The organism is Gilliamella sp. ESL0443, from assembly GCF_019469165.1.
GTDB lineage: Bacteria > Pseudomonadota > Gammaproteobacteria > Enterobacterales > Orbaceae > Gilliamella > Gilliamella apicola_E.
This window is the reverse complement of the sequence record NZ_CP048263.1, coordinates 2080669-2102485: the sequence shown is the minus strand read 5'-3', so window position 1 is coordinate 2102485 and position 21817 is coordinate 2080669. Positions and strand designations below refer to the sequence as shown.

The window sequence follows — 21817 nt, the reverse complement described above, 5'->3', positions numbered from 1 at the left end:
CTGCTATCCATTTATACTAAACTTTGTAATGCATTAACCTTGTTTTTATGTAGTTTGATTCTATCCAAACCAGCAGCCAAATCGGCAATTAAATCATCAGGATCTTCAAGACCGATATGTAGTCGGATTAATGTACCAGTGAAATCAATGCCGGATATTGGTCGTATTTTTGCTAGATCTTCGGGTTGGTTGGCCAATATCAGTGATTCGAATCCACCCCATGAATATGCCATTGAAAAGTGAGTCATATTATCTAAGAAATCAGATAATTGCACTTCGCTTAAATGATCGTTAAGTACAAAGGAAAATAGACCACTAGCGCCACTAAAATCACGTTTAAAAAACTCATGTCCTTTACAACTTTCGAGTGCTGGATGATTAACGGTTGCCACTTTGGGGTGATTAGCTAACCAATTTGCCACTTTTATACTGCTTTCATGATGTTGTTTTAATCTAACGGCTAAAGTTCGCAATCCTCGTGCTGCCATATAAGCGGTATCTGCATCACACATTTGCCCCATTAAATAAGAACGTTCACGCAATTTATCCCAACAGCGTTGATTAGCAACAGCCGTTCCTAGCATGGCATCTGAGTGACCAATTAAATACTTTGTACCGGCTTGAATTGAGATATCAACATCATGCTCTAATGCTTTAAATAAAACACCTGCTCCCCATGTATTATCCATCATAATTACAATTTCTGGATTCACGCTGCGGATTGCTTTAACAATTGCAGGCACATCATGCAGTTCCATGGTAATTGAGCTTGGTGATTCAAGAAATACCACTTTAGTATTCGGTTTTATATATTTAGTAATATATCGACCAATGAGTGGCGGGAAATAATCAGTTTCCACTCCAAAATCTTTAAGTATATGCTCGCAAAATTCTTGGGTTGGTTCGTAACTGGCTTCCGATACCAGAATATGATCTCCTGCTTTTACAAAAGCTAAAATGGCATTTGCAATTGCTGCTGCTCCACAAGGATATAGGTAACAGCCTGCTCCTCCCTCTATTTCTATCATGGCATCTTGCAAAGCAAAATGAGTTAAAGTGCCACGACGACCGTAAAATAGAGCCCCTTTAGTACGATTTTCCATTGCTTCTTTTTTTGCTTTGATTGAATCAAAAACTAGCGATGAAGCTCGCTGAATAACGGAATTGACTGCACCTTGGGTATAGCGTTTTTTTCGACCAGCATGAACTAATTTTGTTTGTAATGACATGATGCATCCTTAGTGATCTGATAAATTTCGATAACAGTTAGCATAGCATGCTGTTAAAATAGTAAAAAATAATTTTTGTTTAAACTGGCTTACACACATGGTAATTGTCAAACTTGCCCATTTAGATTCGGTGGAATTAAATTATTCTCTGTTATCACCACAAGTTATTAATGATGCGGAATCGTTAAATGGAACACGTAAAAAACAGTTTTTAGCTTGCCGTTCAATATTAGCGAGTTTGCTTAAACAGTATTGCCATATTGATACTTTGCCGAGGATGATAATTGCCGACAATAATCGCCCAGGCTTTTTAGATAGTCATCTTCCTGATTTTAATATCAGCCATAGCCAAGATTGGGTAGCAGTTGCAATTTCGCTTAATGGTAAAGTTGGGCTCGATATTGAAGTTTCTCGACAACGTCAAAATTATCTGAATGTTGCCAAAAGTTTTTTTGCTAATGATGAATATCAATGGATGTTAGCGCAAAGTAATACTTTAAACGCCTTTTGGCAACTTTGGACATTAAAAGAATCGGCACTTAAACTATATGCCAAAGGAGTTTGGCAAATGAAATTGGTAAAAGTAGATATTGAAAACCAATTAATTAGCGCGCCGTTTGGTCAGCATTTTTATTATCATTATCAACAACAGGCACCAGTTCATCTTGCTGTAAATCATGATAAACCTATCACAAATTTTGTCTTACAATCTTAATGCATTAGCAATTAGTTACTGACAGCTTTTTGATAAACGTAAGGTGGCTGTCCAAACATTAAGCTAATTTAAATCAAATAAATATCTTGAAGAATTTTTCTGTTTTTATCGTCCAATTGATATTCTTTTGCTAACCAATTATCGATAGTGCCATAACGTTTTTTTATTTCCTCAATAGCTGCGGTTAAAAACTCTTTTTTAGCCGCAAAGATGATCTTATGTTTTTCAAGTTCTTCTGGCGATAATTTACTTTTATTTTCGCTAAGTACGGCTTCACGATAGTCGTTTAAATAGCGTTCGGTAAGCAAATAATCTTGCATAACAATTTCTTCACTCACACCTAATGCAAATAAGGTTAAAGCGACACCGATACCAGTTCTATCTTTACCTACAGCACAGTGTTGGACTAAAGGTCTTCCGTTAGCATTAAGTAATAGTGATGTTAACTTTTTATACGCGAGATTATTAAAAGGTAACAATTGATAAAGCTTAACCATAAAATCAAACGGTGAGTATTTTTTTAACACAAAAATATCCTGACCTTGTTCACTCGTTAAGCTTGCTGTAAATTCATCACTTAATGGATTGGCAGGGATATTAATATATTGGCTATTGTTCCAAAGATTATCTGGATGACGATCGATTTCATGTTGATCGCGATAATCTAAGACATAATGTAAATTAAGCTCATCAGATAAAAAATCTTTTTCATCATCATTTAGGCGTGAAAACTCACCTGAACGATACAACATTCCAGCTCGAATTTGGCGACCATCACTAGTTTTAATTCCACCTAAGTCACGAAAATTAATTCCATTTTTGATCGGTACAACTGATGTCATTATAGGTCCTTATTTATGCTTAACTTTGCTTGCTATATTAGCATGTTTCTGATTAGAATTGATTCATTGTTTTTGCATTATTATTGCTTGAGGAATTTATTATGTCGATGTTATCTATATTACTTTCGGAAAAACCTGCTCCATCAAAGTGGGGTAAAGATGCATTACTCAGTTTTTCAGAAGATGCTGTTACTATTCATTATCGACCTGAGCATCGGCATGGTGCTATTCAACGAGCTGCACGAAAACTAGATAATCAAGGTATTAGATCGGTTAAATTGAGTGGTGACAATTGGGATTTAGAGTCATGTTGGCATTTTTGGATGGGTTATCGTAATGCCAAGAATAATAATAAAATCAGTTGGCCAAAGCTAAGTAATAAAGATAAACAAGAACTAAAAAATCGCTTAGCCATTATTGATTGGTGTCGTGACATTGTTAATCAACAAGCGGAAACATTAAGCCCTTTCGAACTGGCAACGCAAAGTGCAAACTTAATTAGCCATTATTCCTCTGATGTAGCTTATAACATTATTTCAGGTGAAGCATTAAAAGAGCAAGATTATATGGGGATCTACACAGTTGGCAAAGGGTCTCAACGACCGGCTGCCTTGCTTGAGCTTGATTATAATCCTACTAAAAATCCTAAAGCACCAATCATTGCTTGCTTAGTTGGCAAAGGAATTACTTTTGATTCAGGTGGATATAGCTTAAAACCAAGCAGTTTTATGGAATCAATGCGATCGGATATGGGGGGAGCAGCATTGGTGACAGGGGCTCTAGCTCTTGCGATTGCACGTGGAGTTAAACACCGTATCAAACTTTATTTATGCTGTGCAGATAATTTGGTAAGTGGTAACGCTTTCAAACTTGGCGATATCATTCGTTATCGTAATGGTAAAACAGTGGAAGTTGATAATACCGATGCCGAAGGGCGTTTGGTTTTGGCTGATGGATTAATTAGTGCTGATAATGATAACCCCAATTATATCATTGATTGTGCAACCCTTACTGGGGCAGCAAAGATTGCTGTAGGAAATGATTATCAATCATTACTTTCATTTGATGACAAATTTGCTAATCAGTTATTAGCAAGTAGTCAAGCTGAACATGAAGCCTTTTGGCGATTACCATTAGCTAATTTTCATCGAGCCCTATTCCCATCTTCGTTTGCAGATATGGCAAATTCTGGATTACCGAACACCGCTGGTGCAAGTACAGCAGCGGCATTTTTATCCTATTTTATAAAAAATTATAAAAAAAATTGGCTCCACATTGACTGTTCAGCAACCTTTCGTAAAAGCGCAACCGCATTATGGGCAACAGGTGCAACAGGTATTGGTATAAGAACACTTGCTAATTTATTAAGCAAATTGTATTAAATTGTAATAAAATTGAATCGCTAAATTATTTATAAATATATAAGGAATGAGGAATAGTATGAAAAAGTTATTAACACTGATACCCCTTTTATTTTCAGTTTCTGTCTATGCAAGTGATTGTAAAACAGAATTTGAAAAAGAAAATTTTGAAAAAGCTTTTGAGGCATGTACAAAAGAAGCGCCGAATGGTGATTCTGTTGCACAGTTTTATTTAGGGGTTATGTATGATAAAGGCGAAGGTACTGAAGAAGATAAACAAAAAGCTTTTAATTGGTACTCTAAAAGTGCTGAACAAGGTGACTCTGATGCGCAATTTAATTTAGCAGTTCTGTATGATGATGGCGAGGGTGTAGAGCAAGATAAAGAAAAAGCTGTATTGTGGTATACAAAATCGGCAGAACAAGGTGATGCCGATGCTCAGCATAATTTAGCTATTATGTATGATGAAGGTGATGGTATAGCTCAAGACAAGAAAAAGGCAGCATTTTGGTATAAAAAAGCAGCAGATCAGGGCAAAGCTGAATCAATGAATAATTTAGCTGTTATGTACTATGAGGGCGAAGGTGTTGAAAAAGATAAAGCTTTAGCCAAAAAGTATCTAAAACAAGCTTGTTCATTGGGGCTACAAATTGCTTGTGATAATACTTTGTAGAAATAATTAAATAAATTAGAAAAACTATCTTCAATATGAAGATAGTTTTATACAAAAGCATTTATTTCAATTAATTGAAAAGCGTTTGATTATCTTTAATCTTGATAATTAAAGATGAATTTAAGAATTATTTATAATATTTATCAATAATTTTATAGGTACTAAATTTCTAATTAAGCTATTGTTGATTATAGTGAAATAAGGAAAGCCATGAAAAAAATATTATGGATTATATTATTATTTTTTCCCGCCGTTCACGCTAGCCTGTGCGAACTAAATTTTCATAAAATAAATTTTGAAAAGTTTTTCGCTCAATGTCATCAAGAAGCAGAACAAAATAACCCTAATGCTCAATTCAATTTAGCACTTGTATATGATGAGGGTAAAGGCGTTGGGCAAGATAAACAAAAAGCAGCTTATTGGTATACTAAAGCGGCAGAACTAGGTCACCTTGAAGCCCAATTCAATTTAGCGCAGATGTATTATCAAGGCGATGGAATTGAGCAGGATAAACAAAAAACTCTTTTTTGGTACACTAAAGCTGCAGAACAAGGTTACTTAAATGCTCAAAACAATTTAGCGGCTATGTATTTTAATGGTGAAGGAACCGAAGCGGATAAACAAAAGGCATTTTTCTGGTTTGAAAAAGCGGCCGCACAAGGTAATCCTTTTTCACAGTACAATGTCGCCATCATGTACTATAATGGTAACGGAGTGGAGCAAAATAGATCGTTAGCTAAAGAGTATTTCAAGCAGTCTTGTGATCAAGCTTTTCAAAAGGCTTGTGACGAATTAGAAAAATAATACTATTATTTGATGATTTGAGAAAAACCACCTTAAATCATTAAGATGGTTTGCATGAAATATTTATTGGTTTTAAATAAACTTATTGTTTATCTTCAACAACTGTAACTTTTTTAATATAAACTGGCTCAACAGGCACATTTTGATGTGGTCCCATACGTTTAGTTGGTACATTCACAATTTTATCAACAATATCCATTCCTTTGGTGACTTTTCCAAAAACAGCATAGCCGTATTTTTCTGGTCCTTGGTAGTTGAGGAAATCGTTATTCACAACATTAATGAAGAATTGGCTAGTTGCGCTATCTACAGCATTGGTTCTTGCCATTGCGATAGTTCCACGATCATTTTTTAAGCCATTATTAGCTTCATTTTTGATGGGTTGTTTAGTTTCTTTAAATTTTAATTGATCATCAGCACCACCACCTTGAATCATAAATCCAGGAATGACACGATGGAATGTTAGATTTTCGTAATAACCACTATTAGCATAATCAAGAAAGTTTTTCGTAGTGATTGGAGCATGTTCGCTATCTAACTCAACTTCAATATCGCCCATGCTGGTTTGAATTAATACTTTAGTATCAGCCAAAGTAATGGTTGAAAAGAGGGTTAATAATATTCCTATAAATAACACTTTGATTTTTTTCATTTTATGAATCCTTATTATTATATTGCCGGCAAATTATACCGAATATTGGTTTAATTGAAATCATAAATATGCAAAATCAATTAAAATTTTGTGTGGTAAATCGCAATATTTTTCTAAACCAGTAAAAAATGACTTATATTCACTATAATCCAGAATATTATTAAATTGATATTCTTCTTTATGACTATTTTTAATCCATTAATTAGCTCAAAAACCCCGTTCCTCAACTTTTTTCTGAATGATGATGCGATGTATTTTATGTAATATGCCTTTGGTGCTATCTCACCATGGAATTTGCAGTCAATGTATAGAAAACTTACCGAAGCTTAATAAAGTTTGTCATCAATGCTGCCTTCCTCACTCATTATCAACAAATGAATGTTATCGATGCCGAGAGAAAAGACCTTATTGGGATGAAATGGTGGCTGTAACAGGCTATATCGATCCATTAAAAAAATTAATTCAACATTTAAAATTTCATAATAAAATCGAATTAACCAACGCATTAGCTAGGTTAATGTTTTTAGCCTGGTATCAACGTCGATTAAGTGATGGCCTTGCTAAACCTGACATTGTGACTTGTGTCCCTTTACACCATTTTCGTTATTGGTCTAGAGGTTTTAATCAAGCGGCATTATTGGCTAAGCCAATAGCTAGATGGTTAAATCGAGAATTTAAGCCTTACCTATTGTCGCGAAAATTTGCAGCTCGCGATCAGAAGAACCTATCGCTTAAGCAAAGAATGAGTAATGTAGAAACACTTTTTCGATGTCACTCTGATTTAACCAATCAATCGGTAATGCTTATTGATGATATTGTTACTACCGGTAATACGATAAATGTTATTAGCCAGCAATTAAAAGAGAGTGGTGCCGCTTATGTGCAGGTAGTTTGTTTGTGTCGGACCGTCTTGTAAAATCCAAAACACCCCCTATAATAACCAAGAGAGTAAGTCAACTATTATCGATGATGTTGAGGATTATCAATGTCAATCGTGTCAAAGTGAGGGATTATGTCTATTATTACCATTTCTGAATCAGCTCAACAACATTTTAAAAAATTGCTTGCTAATCAGCCTGATGGTACTCAAATTCGGGTTTTTGTTATTAATCCTGGCACGCCATCTGCTGAATGTGGGGTTTCCTATTGTCCGGCAGATACTGTTGAAGATGGTGATATCGAAGAAGAACAACAAGCAGGTTTTTCTGTTTATATCGATGAAATTAGTGCACCTTTTTTAGAAGAAACCGTGATTGATTATGTGACAGATGAATTAGGTTCACAGTTAACTTTAAAAGCGCCAAATTCAAAAATGAAAAAGGTTGCGGATGATGCCCCATTAATTGAGCGCGTTAATTATGTTATTCAATCTCAGGTTAATCCGCAATTAGCTAGTCATGGTGGCCATGTTAGCTTAGTGGAATTGACTGAAGATAATTATGCTATATTGCAATTTGGTGGTGGTTGTAATGGTTGTTCAATGGTTGATTTTACTTTAAAAGAGGGTATTGAAAAGCAATTGCTTGCGGAATTCCCTGAATTAGCAGGCGTTAAAGATATTACTGAACATCAAGCGGGAAGCCATTCTTATTGTTAAAAATTTTTCGATTTAAATCTTGCTTATTGCTGGGATTAAGTCATAATCGCATGATGTCTGCCAATTCACTTTATGATGGGGTTTTATGAATCAAGTTAGTATTATTTCAGATCTTATCGTTTGGATTGAAAAAAATTTGGAGCAGCCCTTATCTATTGATAATGTAGCCCAAAAATCAGGTTATTCAAAGTGGCATTTACAACGGATGTTTAAAGAAGTAACCGGTCAAGTGCTCGGTACTTATATTCGTCACCGCAGATTAACTTATGCGGCATTATCTTTGCGAATGACAAGCAAACCTATTTTAGATATTGCTATGCAATATCGTTTTGACTCACAACAAACTTTTACCCGATCTTTTAAAAAGCAATTTAATGAAACACCAGCCAGCTATCGACGAGGTGAATTTTGGGATCCTACTGGCTTAACCCCGGCTATTGAATTAAATAAAAATCGACTCTCTTTACCTGAACCTAAATTTGTTAATATGCCAAAGCAAACATTTTGGGGAATTTCATATAAGAATAACTGTAATTTGAGCCAAATTTTAGATGAAGAAAATAAATTAAGATCGCAGTTTTTTCATAATTATCTGTCTCATTATGAGAACAAGAGTGAATGTTTACCCGACAAAATCTTTGCTTTTAGTCGTATTTTAAAAAGTAAAGATAATGCTAATGAGCAAGAACTTTTATATACCATTGCTTTAGATCACAATAACAATTTGGAGCATATTGAGCCTTTTGTTAGTGAAGGTGGTTTATATCTTTGTTTTAAATATATCGGTCCACCAGAAAATTTTAGTGATTTTATTTCTCAAGTCCATTTAGCGGCGATGCCAGCCTTAAAAGTGCGATTGCGTAGTTCAAGCTGTTTAATTGAAATCCATCATAATCACCATGATGATTCTGTAAAATGTTTTGAAGATATCCTTAGCATGGAATGTGATTATTGTGTCCCTGTTGTGGCGGATGAAGAAGTCAATATTCAATCAAACCTATCGTTATAACATGCTATCGTCATGAATATTGACGATAGTTTTTAGTCATTAGAGTTCAATAAAATCTTTTCTAGCCATGCTTTAAATTCAGGTGTTGCTTCTTTTAAACTGTTTGAACCTCTGGTGACTGTTGCAATACCGATTTTCAATTGATCTTTAAGCTGGCGCTGATTAATTGATCCATCAAGTAATGAGCGTACAATTTTGACTCGTGTAATTAAAGCATCACGTTCATCAGATGTCATCAGTAGTTTTAAAATATCTAATGAATAACCGTTATTAAATGCTTGGTGTAATATTTCAACCGTTTGGTTCCATTCTTTAGTTTTCATGTAATGCACCATTAGTATTGTCTATTAAATTCTTTTTTTGTCAGTATATGTGGGGTTTGTTCCCCTAAAATGTGCTGATAAATATAATCATATACTAATACACTTTTGACATAATTTCGTGTTTCATTGAAAGGAATACTTTCAATAAATTCGACTGCATCAAGCTTTCCGTTGCTATTATTCAACCATTTTTTTACTCGGCTTGGACCTGCATTATAGGCTGCTGAAGATAAAATACGGTTGTTATCATTTTGTAAATAAACGCTGTTTAGAAAATAAGTGCCTAATTGTACATTAGTCATAGGCTCAAATAATTGGTTTGGTGAATTATAGCTAATGTTGGTGACTTTTTTGGCCGTTTCTTTTGCTGTTGCTGGCATTAATTGCATTAAGCCACTTGCTCCGACAGGAGACTGTATTGCTGCATCAAAAGCACTTTCTTGACGCGTGATGGCTAAAGCGTAAGATAGCGGAATAGCTTTATCTTTTAAAGCTTCATTATATAGCTTTTTGTACATGATAGGTAATCGTTCTGTCCAATTATCCCATAATTTTCCAGATATTGTTGCTTGAATACTAAGATCTCCCCAGCCCTTGTGGTAAGCATATTGAGCTAAATCGAGATATTCATTTTCTTTTGCTTTAAGTATATAACGCCATTCTTGTTTTGATTCCGCTAGCATACCTAAAAACCTTAGCTCTTTGATTCGAATGGCAAATGGTTTTTGATCATATTTGGCTTTTAAAGAATTTACTTCTGTTGTTGGCAGTTTTTTAGATAAATTGTTGATTATATATGGTTGATTAAGTGCTTGAGCACTGATCATTCCATAAAAACCTCGGTTGTTGCTCAATGTTTTTAAAATATTTTTGGCTTCATTGGTTTTCTTATTTTTAAGTAATACTCTGGCTTGCCAGTATTGCCATTCTTCTTTTAATTGGTCTTCTGGTTTTAACTGTTTTATCCAATGAGCAATATCTTTGTAGTTATTTGCATCAATAGCCATGCGAATACGTTTTTCAACTAATGCAGTATCATGGCTTTTAGTTAGGTAATTATCTCGCCATTTGCTCTGTTCTGTTGTTACTGAATCACTAAAATAGCTATTTGCTAAGCTACTTTGTAATCTATTTTGTTCCTCATCAGTTAGATTCTGTTTTTTTATCAGTTGTGGTAACAATGCTGCCGCAAGATTTTTGTCGGCTTTGACCAAACGAGGGTAAGATGCTAAGACTATTTTTTTGGTAAATGTGCTGGTTTTAATGTTTTTGGAAAATTCGTCAAGTTTTCTTGGATTATCAAGCACGGCCAATAAATAATTTGTTTGATTATTGTCATCTAATAAGTTGGTTAAATGACGAGCGAGTTTTAAATTATTGCTTTCAAATGCAAGCTCAATACGAGATAAAATAAGATTTGATGTACGTTTTCCACTTTTTGACCATGCATCCAACAATGGATCACACGCTGAAGGTAATTCTTTCCCCGTTAACCATAGCGATTCGACACTATCTAAAACCGATTTGTCATTATTTTTTTGTAATTTTGCATATTGATATCGACAATTAGAGCTAATTGAATTGTCTTTAGGAAAAGAGACTATGGCATTCCAATCTTTACGATTTGATAGTTCATTCAAATAAGCTTGAGTTAATGATGAAGTTAATGGAAAGTCATCATATTTTTTTACAAAACTACTGACGAGTTGTGGTGGTACTGTTTTGATATTTTTTTGAAAAAACTGCACAGCCGCATAAGGATAAAGTGAGTAATTATTTAATTGTTTTAGTAATGCTTGTTGCTCATCATAGTTTAATGATTGATAGGTGTTTTGCCATCTTTGATAATTTTGGCGCAACTCATGTTGTGATGCTTCTACAAATAGACTGTTTGCCAATAAAGTGCTTGATATTAAACACCAACGTATTACTAAATTCATTCCTTAACTCCAGTATCAAATCAGCCTATTAGATTAGCATATTTGGTTATATTTCGTCGATGATGAACTGATAACTTAATTCCCACTAAAATAGTCAACTAAATACTTGACTAAAATTAAAGGATATATAAAATATTTATTATTAAATATAGAGGAATGATTAATGAAATTGACATCAAAAGGGCGTTATGCGGTTACAGCTATGTTAGATGTAGCGCTGCATTCTGGTTCCGGCCCTGTATCACTTGCTGATATTTCAGAACGTCAGGAAATTTCACTATCTTATTTAGAACAACTTTTTTCTAGGTTGCGTAAAAATGGTCTAGTCTCAAGTGTAAGAGGTCCTGGCGGTGGTTATGTACTTGGCCGTAGTATGGATCAAATTGCGATTAGTTCGATTGTTAAAGCAGTAGACGAAACTGTTCATGCAACCAAATGCCATGGGCATACTGGATGTCAAAAAGGTGTAAGATGCCTTACTCATAGTTTATGGAATGATTTAAGTGAACGAATAAACGATTTTTTGACCAGCATCACGTTAAGCGAACTAGTGAATAATCAAGAAGTAAGAGCTGTCGCAAATCGACAAAGTCATCTCCATCACGCCAGAATTAATTAAAGAAATAGAATACAGAATTTGTAATTGGGAGTAATTAATGAAATTACCTATTTATATGGATTATGCAGCCACTACGCCTGTTGATCCAAGAGTAGCTGAAAAAATGATGCAGTATTTAACACCGGATGGTGTTTTTGGAAATCCCGCTTCACGTTCTCATAAATTTGGTTGGCAAGCAGAAGAAGCTGTTGACATAGCACGTAACCAAATTGCTGATTTAATTGGTGCAGATTCACGAGAAATTGTTTTTACATCAGGAGCGACAGAAGCAGATAACTTAGCCATTAAAGGTGCAGCACATTTCAATCAAGCTAAAGGTAAACACATTATTACCTGTAAAACTGAACATAAAGCCGTACTTGATACTTGTCGTCAATTAGAACGAGAAGGTTATGAAGTTACTTATTTAGCGCCAGAATCAGATGGTATACTTAACCTTGATAAATTAGCTGCGGCAATGCGTAGTGATACAACAGTGGTATCTATTATGCACGTTAATAATGAAACTGGCGTTATTCAAGATATCGAAAAAATTGGTGAGATGTGTCGTGAAAGAGGTATTGTGTTTCATGTTGATGCAACCCAAAGTGTTGGTAAGTTGCCAATTGATCTGTCTAAATTAAAAGTCGATCTTATGTCATTTTCTGGACATAAAATCTATGGGCCAAAAGGGATTGGTGGGCTTTATGTTAGACGTAAACCTCGTGTGCGCATTGAAGCTCAAATGCATGGTGGAGGTCATGAACGCGGTATGCGCTCTGGTACATTACCAGTTCATCAAATTGTTGGTATGGGCGAAGCTTATCGCATAGCCAAAGAAGAAATGGCTACAGAAATGCCCCGCCTTTTGGCATTAAAAAACCGTTTATGGAATGGTTTAAAAGATATCGAAGAAGTCTACCTTAATGGTTCATTAGAACATAGTGTTCCTAATATCTTAAATGTAAGCTTTGCTTATATTGAAGGTGAATCACTTATGATGGCTTTAAAAGACTTAGCAGTATCATCAGGTTCTGCATGTACATCTGCAAGTTTAGAACCATCTTATGTATTGCGAGCATTAGGACTTAACGATGAACTTGCACATAGCTCAATTCGATTCTCACTTGGGCGATTTAGTACCGAAGAAGAAGTGGATTATGTTATTAAGTTAATTAAAGATTCTATCGGTAAATTAAGGGATCTTTCTCCACTTTGGGAAATGTTTAAAGATGGTGTTGATCTAACAAAAATTAAATGGTCAGCCCATTAAAATTAGGAGCAAATTATGGCATACAGTGATAAAGTCGTCGATCATTATGAAAATCCCCGCAATGTTGGCTCTTTCGATCAAAATGATCCTAATGTCGGTAGTGGAATGGTTGGTGCCCCAGCGTGTGGCGATGTAATGCGATTACAAATCAAAGTTAATGATGATGGTATTATTGAAGATGCTAAATTCAAAACTTATGGTTGTGGTAGCGCCATTGCTTCAAGTTCATTAGTGACTGAATGGATCAAAGGTAAATCGTTAGATGAAGCTGAAGCGATTAAAAACACAGATATCGCTAAAGAACTTGCCTTGCCACCAGTTAAAATTCACTGTTCAATTTTAGCCGAAGACGCAATTAAAGCGGCAATTGATGATTATAAATCCAAAAAAGGACAACGTTGATGGCAATCACATTAACTAATAGTGCAGCCAATCGAGTTCAAGCTTTCTTAGCTAATAGAGGTAAAGGGGTTGGACTCAGATTAGGAGTGAGAACCTCTGGTTGCTCAGGTATGGCTTATGTCCTAGAATTTGCTGATGCTATTAATGACGATGATAGTGTATTTGAAGATAAAGATATCAAAGTTATCGTTGATAAAAAGAGCTTAGTTTATATTGATGGAACAGAGCTTGATTTTGTCAAAGAAGGCCTAAACGAAGGCTTTAAATTCAATAATCCTAATTCTAAGAATGAATGCGGTTGTGGCGAAAGCTTTAATGTTTAGTTGGGACATGAATTTTGACTAATTATTTTGAATTATTTCAATTACCGATTAAATTGCCAATTGATAATGGCCAGTTAACGGTCAACTATCAACAGTTACAACGGCAATATCATCCTGATAATTTCGCTCAGGTAGCTGATAATGAAAAAGTGGCAATTATTCAGAAGTCGGCAATGATTAATGATGGCTATCAAACATTAAAAAATCCGATAAAAGCGGCTGAATATTTGTTATCTTTGCAGGGATTTGATGTCGCTACAGAACAGAATATTATTCACGATGCTGATTTTTTAATGGAACAATTCAGTTTGCGAGAAAAATTGGATGATATTGAAAGCCAAAATAATCTTGATCTTTTAGATAATTTTTATTCGGAAATTTCAGAACGAAAAAAACAAGTCTATCAGCAATTATTGGATTATATTTCGAAACAAGATTGGCAAACCGCACTTAATCAAATCTATAAAATCCGTTATCTGGCTAGGTTGATTGAACAAATCGAAAAGTTACAAGAAAAGCAATTTGCTTTATAATTTAAGATTAAGTCACACATCAATTAGAGATAGATCAAATGGTATTATTACAGATTAGTGAACCAGGGCAAACACCAGAACCTCACCAGCGTCGTGTAGCAATTGGTATCGATCTTGGAACAACTAATTCCTTAGTCGCAACAGTTCGTAGCGGACAATCCGAAGTATTGCCTGATTTAGAAGGCGATGCCTTATTGCCTTCAGTTGTGCATTATGGTGTTGATCATGATGATAATACTATTATAACTGTCGGAAAAAATGCTAAAACTAATGCGGCAAGTGATCCATTAAATACTGTTAGTTCTATAAAACGTTTAATGGGAAGAAGTTTATCTGATATTGATATTTCGCGTTTTCCTTATACGTTTTCCCAAACTGATAATGGTGTTCCTTTATTAAATTTACCTAATCAACAAGTTAATCCTGTACAAGTTTCATCTGAAATTTTGATTGCTTTAGCTGAACGTGCTAAGCAGAGTTTAGCAAGTGAAATTGATGGGGCGGTAATAACCGTACCGGCTTATTTTGATGATGCGCAAAGACAAGCAACTAAAGATGCAGCTAAATTAGCTGGACTGCATGTTTTAAGATTATTGAATGAACCAACCGCTGCCGCGATTGCTTATGGTTTAGATTCAGGCAAAGAAGGGGTGATTGCAGTTTATGATTTAGGTGGTGGTACGTTTGATATTTCTATCTTGCGCTTACATAGAGGGGTATTTGAAGTTTTAGCAACGGGGGGCGATTCTGCGCTTGGCGGTGATGATTTTGACCGACTACTTGCAGATTATTTAAAAAGACAAGTCGGTTTAGAAAATAACACTGATCCCCATATCAACCAAAAAATTATTGATGAAGCGGTTAAAGTCAAAATTGCACTAAGCCAGAAAGATTCTGTTTTAGTCAACATAGAAGGTCAATCTTTAACTATAACGCGTGAGCAATTTGAAACGCTAATTGAACCTTTAGTCAAACGAACGTTGGCGGTTTGTCGTCGAGCATTAAAAGATGCTCAAATTAATGTTGAAGAAGTTAGTGAAGTTGTGATGGTCGGTGGTTCAACACGAGTGCCATTAGTAAGACAATTGGTTGGTCAATATTTTGAAACCGAACCTTTAACTTCAATAGATCCAGATAAAGTTGTTGCCATTGGTGCAGCAATACAGGCGGATATACTGGTTGGCAATAAGCCTGATTCGGATATGTTATTGCTTGACGTGATTCCTTTATCATTAGGTATTGAAACGATGGGCGATTTAGTAGAAAAAATCATCCCTCGTAATAGCACAATACCGTGTGCGAGAGCACAAGAATTTACCACATTTAAAGATGGCCAAACGGCTATGATGATTCATGTTTTACAAGGTGAACGAGAAAGTGTTAATGATTGTCGATCATTAGCAAAATTTACTTTAAGGGGCATTCCTCCTATGCCAGCAGGTGGAGCTCATATTCGAGTTACTTTTCAAGTTGACGCTGATGGCCTATTAAGTGTCACTGCAATGGAAAAATCGACAGGAGTTGAGGCTGCAATTCAAGTTAAACCATCTTATGGACTGACAGAAAATGAAATTGCGACCATGATTCAAGATTCAATCAATTATGCAAATCAAGATAAACAAATAAGAATGCTTGCAGAGCAGAAAGTGGAAGCAGCACGAGTTCTTGAAACATTGCAAAGTGCTTTAGATAAAGATGCCGATTTATTAGATGAAGAGGAACTTAACCTCATATTACAGGCTAAAAATCAATTACAGCAAGCGACTGGATCTGATGATTATTATTTGATTGAGCAAGAAATTAAACATGTTGATAATGCAACGCAAACTTTTGCAGCAAAACGCATGAATAGATCAATACGCCATGCCTTAACCGGGCATAGCGTTGATGATATTTAACCAATGAGATTATTATGCCAAAAATTACCTTTTTACCAAATGCTGATCTTTGTCCTGAAGGAAAAACTGTTGAGGCAGAAGAAGGCGAATCTATTTTAGAAGTTGCTTTGCGCAATGACATTGAAATTGAACATGCTTGTGAGATGTCTTGTGCTTGTTCAACTTGCCACTGTATAGTTCGAAAAGGATTTGATTCACTTGAAGAGAGTGATGAACAAGAAGATGACATGCTCGATAAAGCTTGGGGCGTTGAGCCTCATAGCCGTTTAAGTTGTCAAGCTCGAGTGACCGACGAAGACCTTGAAGTCGAAATTCCAAGATATAGCTTAAATCACGCCAAAGAAGATCATTAATTAGTCGCCTTTATGGCGACGTGATTTCCTTAAAAACCCCGTTCCTCAACTTTTTTAATTGTGATAGTTATCACATTTTATCAATCTAGTTTATTTGTTTGCTTTTAACCTTTTCATAATTCTGCTATTGTCAAAAAATAAACATGTGTTTAAAAATAGACAGGTGTTTATGAATAAAAGAGAAAAATAGATCCTCACAATTATTCGCAATAATCCTTTCATTCAACAGCATGTTATTGCTGGTATGTTAGGCATTACCCGTTCTAGTGTGGCAGGTTATATTATGACGCTGACTCAAAAAGGCTATATAAAAGGAAAAGGGTATCTTTTATCTGAAAATAATCATGTTGTTGTCGTTGGTTCATGTAATATGGATGTGACTGGTTATTCAGATAAGCAATTAGTTTATGGAGATTCTAATCCCGGTAAAATTCGTTGCACACCTGGTGGTGTAGGGCGAAATATTGCTGAAAATTTAGCGTTATTAGGGCTTGATACATACCTTATTTCAATGATAGGTGATGATTTTTATGGTGCGCAACTTATCGAACATACTCGAAAATCCGGCGTTAATATGGATCATTGCCACGTGGTAAAAGGAGATCGTACTTCAACCTATCTTTCTTTACTTGATGAGTCAGGTGAAATGGTGATAGCTGTTAATGATATGGATATTATTAATAAGTTAACCCAAGCTTATTAAATGAATCAAAACAGTTAATTCAACATGCTAAATTACTGGTTATTGACTGTAATTTGCAACAAGAAGCTCTGACATGGCTGTTTAGTAATGCTGGCTCTATTCCGATTTTTGTTGATACTGTTTCAGCATTTAAATCCTATAAAATCAAAGATTGGTTATCATATATTCATACCTTAAAACCAAATCGTTTAGAGGCCGAAATTTTAAGTGGAATAAAAATCGAAACCAATGATGATACTCCTAAAGTAGTTGACTGGTTCCATCAGCAAGGTGTTCAGCGAATTGCCATTAGTGCTGGAGCTGATGGCGTTTACTATAGTGAAATCGATGGTGATCGTGGTTGGTCCGCGCCAATTACTACCGACATTGTCAGCGTAACTGGTGCTGGTGATGCGATGCTGGCTGGGCTTGTTCAAGGTTATTTGGATGGACTGAGTTTTTATCAAAGTGTGAAATTTGGTCAAGCCTGTTCATCATTAACATTATCATCAGAATTTACTAATAATCCTAATTTATCAATTAATTGTGTTCAAAATATTTTGGAGTCCCTTTCATGAACAATATGTCTAAGTATAATCAATATCTTGATATTTCGCCTGAAGTCAAACAAGCGCTTGAAAATAATCAACCAGTCGTTGCTTTAGAATCTACTATTATTTCACATGGTATGCCTTATCCACAAAATGTGGAAACAGCATTAAAAGTGGAAGAAATAGTCAGAAAAAATGGCGCAATTCCTGCAACGATTGCGGTAATTAATGGTCGTTTAAAAGCGGGATTATCCAAAGAAGAGATCACCATTCTTGGTAAAGAAGGGTTAAATGTAACAAAAGTGAGTCGTCGTGATTTACCTGTTGTTGTTGCCAATAAACAAAATGGCGCGACAACGGTTGCAGCTACAATGATTATTGCTGAATTAGCTGGTATTCGAGTTTTTGCAACCGGCGGGCTTGGTGGTGTTCATCGAGGTGCTGAGCATACCTTTGATATTTCAGCCGACCTTCAAGAACTCGCTAATACTAATGTTGCGGTAGTCTGTGCTGGGGCGAAATCAATTTTAGATTTAGGTTTAACAATGGAATATCTTGAAACATTTGGTGTACCTGTGGTTGGTTATCAAACAGAAAAACTGCCATCGTTCTTTAGCCGAACTAGTCCGTTTGATGTTAGCGTAAAACTAGATAGCGCTAAACAGATTGCTGACATGATTAAAGTAAAATGGGATTTAGGTTTAAATGGTGGAGTTGTGGTTGCAAATCCTATCCCGACACAATATGCAATGGATGAAGCGTTAATTACGGCAGCAATTGAAAAAGCATTAAAAGAATCAGTTGAGCAAGGAATTAAAGGTAAAGAGACTACCCCATTCTTGTTAGCGAAGGTGGTTGAGTTAACTGGTGGTGATAGCTTAGAAGCAAATATCAATCTTGTTTTTAATAATGCAAAATTAGCATCTGAAATCGCGATGAGTTATTGCAATATTAAATAAAAATGATGTATTGAGGCGCATTTTGATAGTCAGACTTGAGTGACTGATAGCGACATAAATATGCCCAAAAACCCCGTTCCTCAACTTTTTTGATAGCTATTAATGATCATATTTTCTCTATCTGTATGATAATTAATACTTGATGTTGATTAACTAACGGGGTATAATCCCGCCACTTTGTTTATTGTCTTTATGTAAGCAAATGAGTAAAAAGATATAATCTTTATGTAAAAATATTGAATTATATCAACAATATTCCCGATTTGGGAATTACGAAAAAGAACGGATTACACTCTCCTGTCAATCGAAACAGGGCAAGAGGAGTAATCTTTTGTTATAACTTTTAAATAGTGGAGCTCTGGTCTCATGTCGAACCAAAGAATCCGTATTCGGTTAAAAGCGTTTGATCATCGTTTGATTGATCAATCAACTGCTGAAATTGTAGAAACTGCGAAGCGCACAGGCGCACAAGTTCGTGGTCCTATTCCATTACCGACACGCAAAGAACGTTTCACCGTATTGATTTCTCCGCACGTAAATAAAGATGCGCGTGATCAATATGAGATTCGTACTCACAAACGTCTAGTTGATATCGTTGAGCCAACTGAAAAAACAGTTGATGCTTTAATGCGTCTAGACCTTGCTGCCGGTGTTGATGTGCAGATCAGTTTAGGTTAATCCTAAGCTGAATGATTGAGAGGTCTAAACAATGATTGGTTTAATCGGTCGTAAAGTAGGAATGACACGAATCTTCACCGAAGAGGGTGTTTCTATTCCTGTCACCGTAGTTGAAGTTCAAAGTAACCGCGTTACTCAAGTTAAAACTCTTGAGAATGATGGTTATCAAGCTATTCAGGTTACTACTGGCAGCAAAAAAGCAAGCCGCGTAAATAAACCTGAAGCAGGTCATTTCGCTAAGGCTGGCGTTGAAGCTGGTCGTGGTCTATGGGAATTCCGTTTTGAAGAAGGCGAATATACTGTAGGTCAAAGCATTAACGTTGATATTTTTACAGACGTTAAAAAAGTTGATGTTACTGGAACATCTAAAGGTAAAGGTTTTGCTGGCGTAACTAAACGTTGGAATTTCCGTACTCAAGATGCAACACATGGTAACTCTTTGGCACACCGTGGTCATGGCTCTATCGGTCAAAACCAAACTCCAGGTAAAGTGTTCAAAGGTCGTAAAATGGCAGGTCACCTAGGTAATGAACGTGTAACTGTTCAAAACTTAGATATTGTGCGTGTTGATGCAGAACGTAACCTTTTATTAATTAAAGGTGCAGTACCAGGCGCAATCAATAGTGACGTAATTGTTAAACCGGCAATCAAGGCTTAACGTCGAGGAGATAGAGATGGAATTAGTAGTAAAAGACGCGCAAGCGCTTTCTGTTTCCGAAACTACCTTCGGACGTGAGTTTAATGAAGCGTTAGTTCACCAAGTAGTTGTTGCTTATGCATCTGCTGCTCGTCAAGGCTCTCGCGCACAAAAAACTCGTGCAGAAATCGCTGGTTCAGGCAAAAAACCATGGCGTCAAAAAGGCACTGGTCGTGCTCGTTCAGGTTCTATTAAGAGCCCAATCTGGCGTAGTGGTGGTGTAACATTTGCAGCAAAACCACAAGATCATAGCCAAAAAGTTAACCGTAAAATGTATCGTGGTGCATTAAAGAGTATTTTCTCTGAATTAGTGCGTCAAGAACGTTTAATCGTGGTTGAAACATTTACTGTTGAAGCACCTAAGACTAAATTATTAACTCAGAAATTAAATGATATGAACTTAAATGATGTTCTAATCATTACCTCTGAAGTTGATGAAAATCTTTTCTTAGCAGCACGTAACTTATATAAAGTTGATGTGCGTGATGTGGCAGGTATTGATCCAGTTAGTTTGATTGCATTTGACAAAGTGGTTATCACTGTTGATGCCGTTAAACAAGTAGAGGAGATGTTAGCATGATTCGTGAAGAGCGTCTGCTTAAAGTCCTGCGAGCACCACATGTTTCTGAAAAAGCATCTATTTCAATGGAAAAAACAAATACATTAGTATTGAAAGTTGCTAAAGATGCTACTAAGAGAGAGATTAAAGCCGCAGTTGAACAACTATTTGAAGTTAAAGTAGATGACGTAAATACTCTTGTTGTTAAAGGCAAAGTAAAACGTCGTGGTCAACAAATCGGTCGCCGTAGCGACTGGAAAAAAGCTTACGTTACTTTAGCAGAAGGTCAAAACTTAGACCTTGCTGGCGTCGCTGAGTAATTCGGAGGAGTAAGAACAATGGCAGTTGTTAAGTGTAAACCTACATCTCCGGGTCGTCGCCACGTTGTTAAAGTGGTTAACCCAGAGTTGCATAAAGGTAAGCCTTATGCACCGTTGCTTGATTCAAAAAGCAAAACTGGTGGTCGCAATAATAATGGTCGTATCACTACCCGTCATATCGGTGGTGGTCATAAACAACATTATCGTATTGTCGACTTTAAGCGTAATAAAGATGGTATTCCAGCAGTTGTTGAACGTTTGGAATATGATCCGAACCGTAGTGCAAATATTGCATTGGTTCTATATAAAGACGGTGAACGTCGTTATATTTTAGCGCCTAAAGGCTTAAAAGCAGGTGATCAGATCCAATCTGGTGTTGATGCATCAATTAAAACAGGTAACTGTTTACCGATGCGCAATATTCCAGTCGGTTCTACCGTGCATAATATTGAAATGAAACCAGGTAAAGGCGGACAACTTGCTCGCTCTGCTGGTAGTTATGTTCAAATCGTTGCTCGTGATGGTGCTTATGTAACATTACGTCTACGTTCAGGTGAAATGCGTAAAGTATTATCTGATTGCCGCGCCACTATTGGTGAAGTGGGTAATTCAGAACATATGCTTCGCGTATTAGGTAAAGCGGGTGCTTCGCGTTGGCGTGGTGTTCGTCCTACTGTTCGTGGTACAGCAATGAACCCGGTAGACCATCCACATGGTGGTGGTGAAGGTCGTAACTTTGGTAAACATCCTGTGTCTCCATGGGGTCAAAAAGCCAAAGGATTGAAAACGCGTAGCAACAAACGTACTGATAAGTATATTGTTCGCCGTCGCAATAAGAAATAATTA

General features: G+C 36.0%; 25 protein-coding genes and 1 pseudogene. 21 read left to right on the top strand and 5 right to left on the bottom strand.

Features of this window, described 5'->3' with window-relative positions; all coding sequences use genetic code 11:
• Positions 1–11 precede the first annotated feature (11 nt).
• Positions 12–1229, bottom strand: a complete 1218-nt coding sequence (gene metC, locus GYM76_RS09595; protein WP_220225319.1) for a cystathionine beta-lyase — start codon at positions 1227–1229, stop codon at positions 12–14.
• 97 nt (positions 1230–1326) lie between these two features.
• On the opposite strand from metC, the gene GYM76_RS09590 reads away from it, so the two are divergent.
• Positions 1327–1944: a 4'-phosphopantetheinyl transferase superfamily protein gene (locus tag GYM76_RS09590; protein WP_065562962.1), complete on the top strand. Its 618-nt coding sequence runs from the start codon at positions 1327–1329 to the stop codon at positions 1942–1944.
• Between the two features lie 68 nt (positions 1945–2012).
• Here the strand turns inward: GYM76_RS09590 and GYM76_RS09585 are convergent, their stop codons facing one another.
• Positions 2013–2786: a tyrosine-protein phosphatase gene (locus GYM76_RS09585; protein ID WP_220225318.1), complete on the bottom strand. Its 774-nt coding sequence runs from the start codon at positions 2784–2786 to the stop codon at positions 2013–2015.
• Positions 2787–2887: 101 nt separating this feature from the next.
• On the opposite strand from GYM76_RS09585, the gene pepB reads away from it, so the two are divergent.
• The 3 genes from pepB (at position 2888) to GYM76_RS09570 (ending at position 5624) form a co-directional block, all read left to right on the top strand.
• Positions 2888–4168, top strand: a complete 1281-nt coding sequence (gene pepB / locus GYM76_RS09580; RefSeq protein ID WP_220225317.1) for an aminopeptidase PepB — start codon at positions 2888–2890, stop codon at positions 4166–4168.
• A gap of 58 nt (positions 4169–4226) precedes the next feature.
• Positions 4227–4820 carry a tetratricopeptide repeat protein gene (locus GYM76_RS09575; protein ID WP_065734983.1) on the top strand — a complete coding sequence of 198 codons (594 nt, stop codon included), beginning with the start codon at positions 4227–4229 and terminating at the stop codon, positions 4818–4820.
• A gap of 210 nt (positions 4821–5030) precedes the next feature.
• Positions 5031–5624, top strand: a complete 594-nt coding sequence (locus tag GYM76_RS09570) for a tetratricopeptide repeat protein (protein WP_065734982.1) — start codon at positions 5031–5033, stop codon at positions 5622–5624.
• An 82-nt stretch (positions 5625–5706) separates the two neighbouring features.
• Here the strand turns inward: GYM76_RS09570 and GYM76_RS09565 are convergent, their stop codons facing one another.
• Positions 5707–6276 carry a peptidylprolyl isomerase gene (locus tag GYM76_RS09565; protein WP_220225316.1) on the bottom strand — a complete coding sequence of 190 codons (570 nt, stop codon included), beginning with the start codon at positions 6274–6276 and terminating at the stop codon, positions 5707–5709.
• A gap of 244 nt (positions 6277–6520) precedes the next feature.
• Here GYM76_RS09565 and GYM76_RS09560 point away from each other — a divergent pair, with 244 nt between their 5' ends.
• The 3 genes from GYM76_RS09560 (at position 6521) to robA (ending at position 8882) form a co-directional block, all read left to right on the top strand.
• Positions 6521–7192 (top strand): phosphoribosyltransferase family protein, encoded by a 672-nt coding sequence (locus GYM76_RS09560; RefSeq protein ID WP_176713969.1) that lies wholly within the window; start codon positions 6521–6523, stop codon positions 7190–7192.
• Positions 7193–7294: 102 nt separating this feature from the next.
• On the top strand, positions 7295–7873 hold the full coding sequence (nfuA, locus tag GYM76_RS09555; protein ID WP_220226217.1) for a Fe-S biogenesis protein NfuA: 579 nt from the start codon (positions 7295–7297) through the stop codon (positions 7871–7873).
• Between the two features lie 85 nt (positions 7874–7958).
• Positions 7959–8882 (top strand): MDR efflux pump AcrAB transcriptional activator RobA, encoded by a 924-nt coding sequence (robA, locus tag GYM76_RS09550; RefSeq protein ID WP_065562955.1) that lies wholly within the window; start codon positions 7959–7961, stop codon positions 8880–8882.
• 32 nt (positions 8883–8914) lie between these two features.
• On the opposite strand, the gene trpR is transcribed toward robA, so the two are convergent.
• A complete protein-coding gene (gene trpR, locus GYM76_RS09545; RefSeq protein WP_218058433.1) occupies positions 8915–9205 on the bottom strand; it encodes a trp operon repressor in 291 nt (96 codons plus the stop codon).
• An 11-nt stretch (positions 9206–9216) separates the two neighbouring features.
• On the bottom strand, positions 9217–11145 hold the full coding sequence (sltY, locus tag GYM76_RS09540) for a murein transglycosylase (RefSeq protein ID WP_220225315.1): 1929 nt from the start codon (positions 11143–11145) through the stop codon (positions 9217–9219).
• Between the two features lie 163 nt (positions 11146–11308).
• Between sltY and iscR the strand changes: the two genes are divergently transcribed.
• The 14 genes and pseudogenes from iscR (at position 11309) to rplB (ending at position 21814) form a co-directional block, all read left to right on the top strand.
• Positions 11309–11764, top strand: coding sequence for a Fe-S cluster assembly transcriptional regulator IscR (gene iscR, locus GYM76_RS09535; protein WP_065562952.1), 456 nt, complete (start codon positions 11309–11311; stop codon positions 11762–11764).
• A 37-nt stretch (positions 11765–11801) separates the two neighbouring features.
• Positions 11802–13016: an IscS subfamily cysteine desulfurase gene (locus GYM76_RS09530; protein ID WP_065734977.1), complete on the top strand. Its 1215-nt coding sequence runs from the start codon at positions 11802–11804 to the stop codon at positions 13014–13016.
• A 15-nt stretch (positions 13017–13031) separates the two neighbouring features.
• The gene (iscU, locus tag GYM76_RS09525) at positions 13032–13418 is read left to right on the top strand and encodes a Fe-S cluster assembly scaffold IscU (RefSeq protein ID WP_065562950.1); all 387 of its coding nucleotides are present in this window, start codon (positions 13032–13034) and stop codon (positions 13416–13418) included.
• Entirely contained in the window at positions 13418–13741 is a 324-nt protein-coding gene (iscA, locus tag GYM76_RS09520) for an iron-sulfur cluster assembly protein IscA (protein ID WP_065562949.1), read from the top strand. Before iscU ends, iscA begins: the two co-directional genes overlap by 1 nt.
• Before the next feature lie 14 nt (positions 13742–13755).
• Positions 13756–14274, top strand: coding sequence for a Fe-S protein assembly co-chaperone HscB (gene hscB, locus GYM76_RS09515; RefSeq protein WP_065562948.1), 519 nt, complete (start codon positions 13756–13758; stop codon positions 14272–14274).
• A gap of 38 nt (positions 14275–14312) precedes the next feature.
• Positions 14313–16172, top strand: a complete 1860-nt coding sequence (hscA, locus tag GYM76_RS09510) for a Fe-S protein assembly chaperone HscA (RefSeq protein ID WP_220225314.1) — start codon at positions 14313–14315, stop codon at positions 16170–16172.
• A gap of 14 nt (positions 16173–16186) precedes the next feature.
• Positions 16187–16525, top strand: coding sequence for an ISC system 2Fe-2S type ferredoxin (gene fdx, locus GYM76_RS09505; RefSeq protein ID WP_065562946.1), 339 nt, complete (start codon positions 16187–16189; stop codon positions 16523–16525).
• Positions 16526–16715: 190 nt separating this feature from the next.
• Positions 16716–17785: pseudogene (locus tag GYM76_RS11150) on the top strand (PfkB family carbohydrate kinase).
• A complete protein-coding gene (locus GYM76_RS09490) occupies positions 17782–18717 on the top strand; it encodes a pseudouridine-5'-phosphate glycosidase (protein ID WP_220225312.1) in 936 nt (311 codons plus the stop codon). Before GYM76_RS11150 ends, GYM76_RS09490 begins: the two are co-directional and overlap by 4 nt.
• Positions 18718–19083: 366 nt before the next feature.
• Positions 19084–19395: a 30S ribosomal protein S10 gene (gene rpsJ, locus GYM76_RS09485; RefSeq protein WP_006120582.1), complete on the top strand. Its 312-nt coding sequence runs from the start codon at positions 19084–19086 to the stop codon at positions 19393–19395.
• A 31-nt stretch (positions 19396–19426) separates the two neighbouring features.
• Complete coding sequence (gene rplC / locus GYM76_RS09480; protein ID WP_034902384.1) at positions 19427–20053, top strand: 50S ribosomal protein L3; 627 nt, start codon at positions 19427–19429, stop codon at positions 20051–20053.
• Positions 20054–20069: 16 nt separating this feature from the next.
• Positions 20070–20672, top strand: coding sequence for a 50S ribosomal protein L4 (gene rplD, locus GYM76_RS09475; RefSeq protein WP_065562944.1), 603 nt, complete (start codon positions 20070–20072; stop codon positions 20670–20672).
• Positions 20669–20971: a 50S ribosomal protein L23 gene (gene rplW / locus GYM76_RS09470; RefSeq protein WP_034885052.1), complete on the top strand. Its 303-nt coding sequence runs from the start codon at positions 20669–20671 to the stop codon at positions 20969–20971. Before rplD ends, rplW begins: the two co-directional genes overlap by 4 nt.
• Positions 20972–20989: 18 nt before the next feature.
• Positions 20990–21814, top strand: coding sequence for a 50S ribosomal protein L2 (gene rplB / locus GYM76_RS09465; protein WP_065562943.1), 825 nt, complete (start codon positions 20990–20992; stop codon positions 21812–21814).
• Positions 21815–21817: the final 3 nt, after the last annotated feature.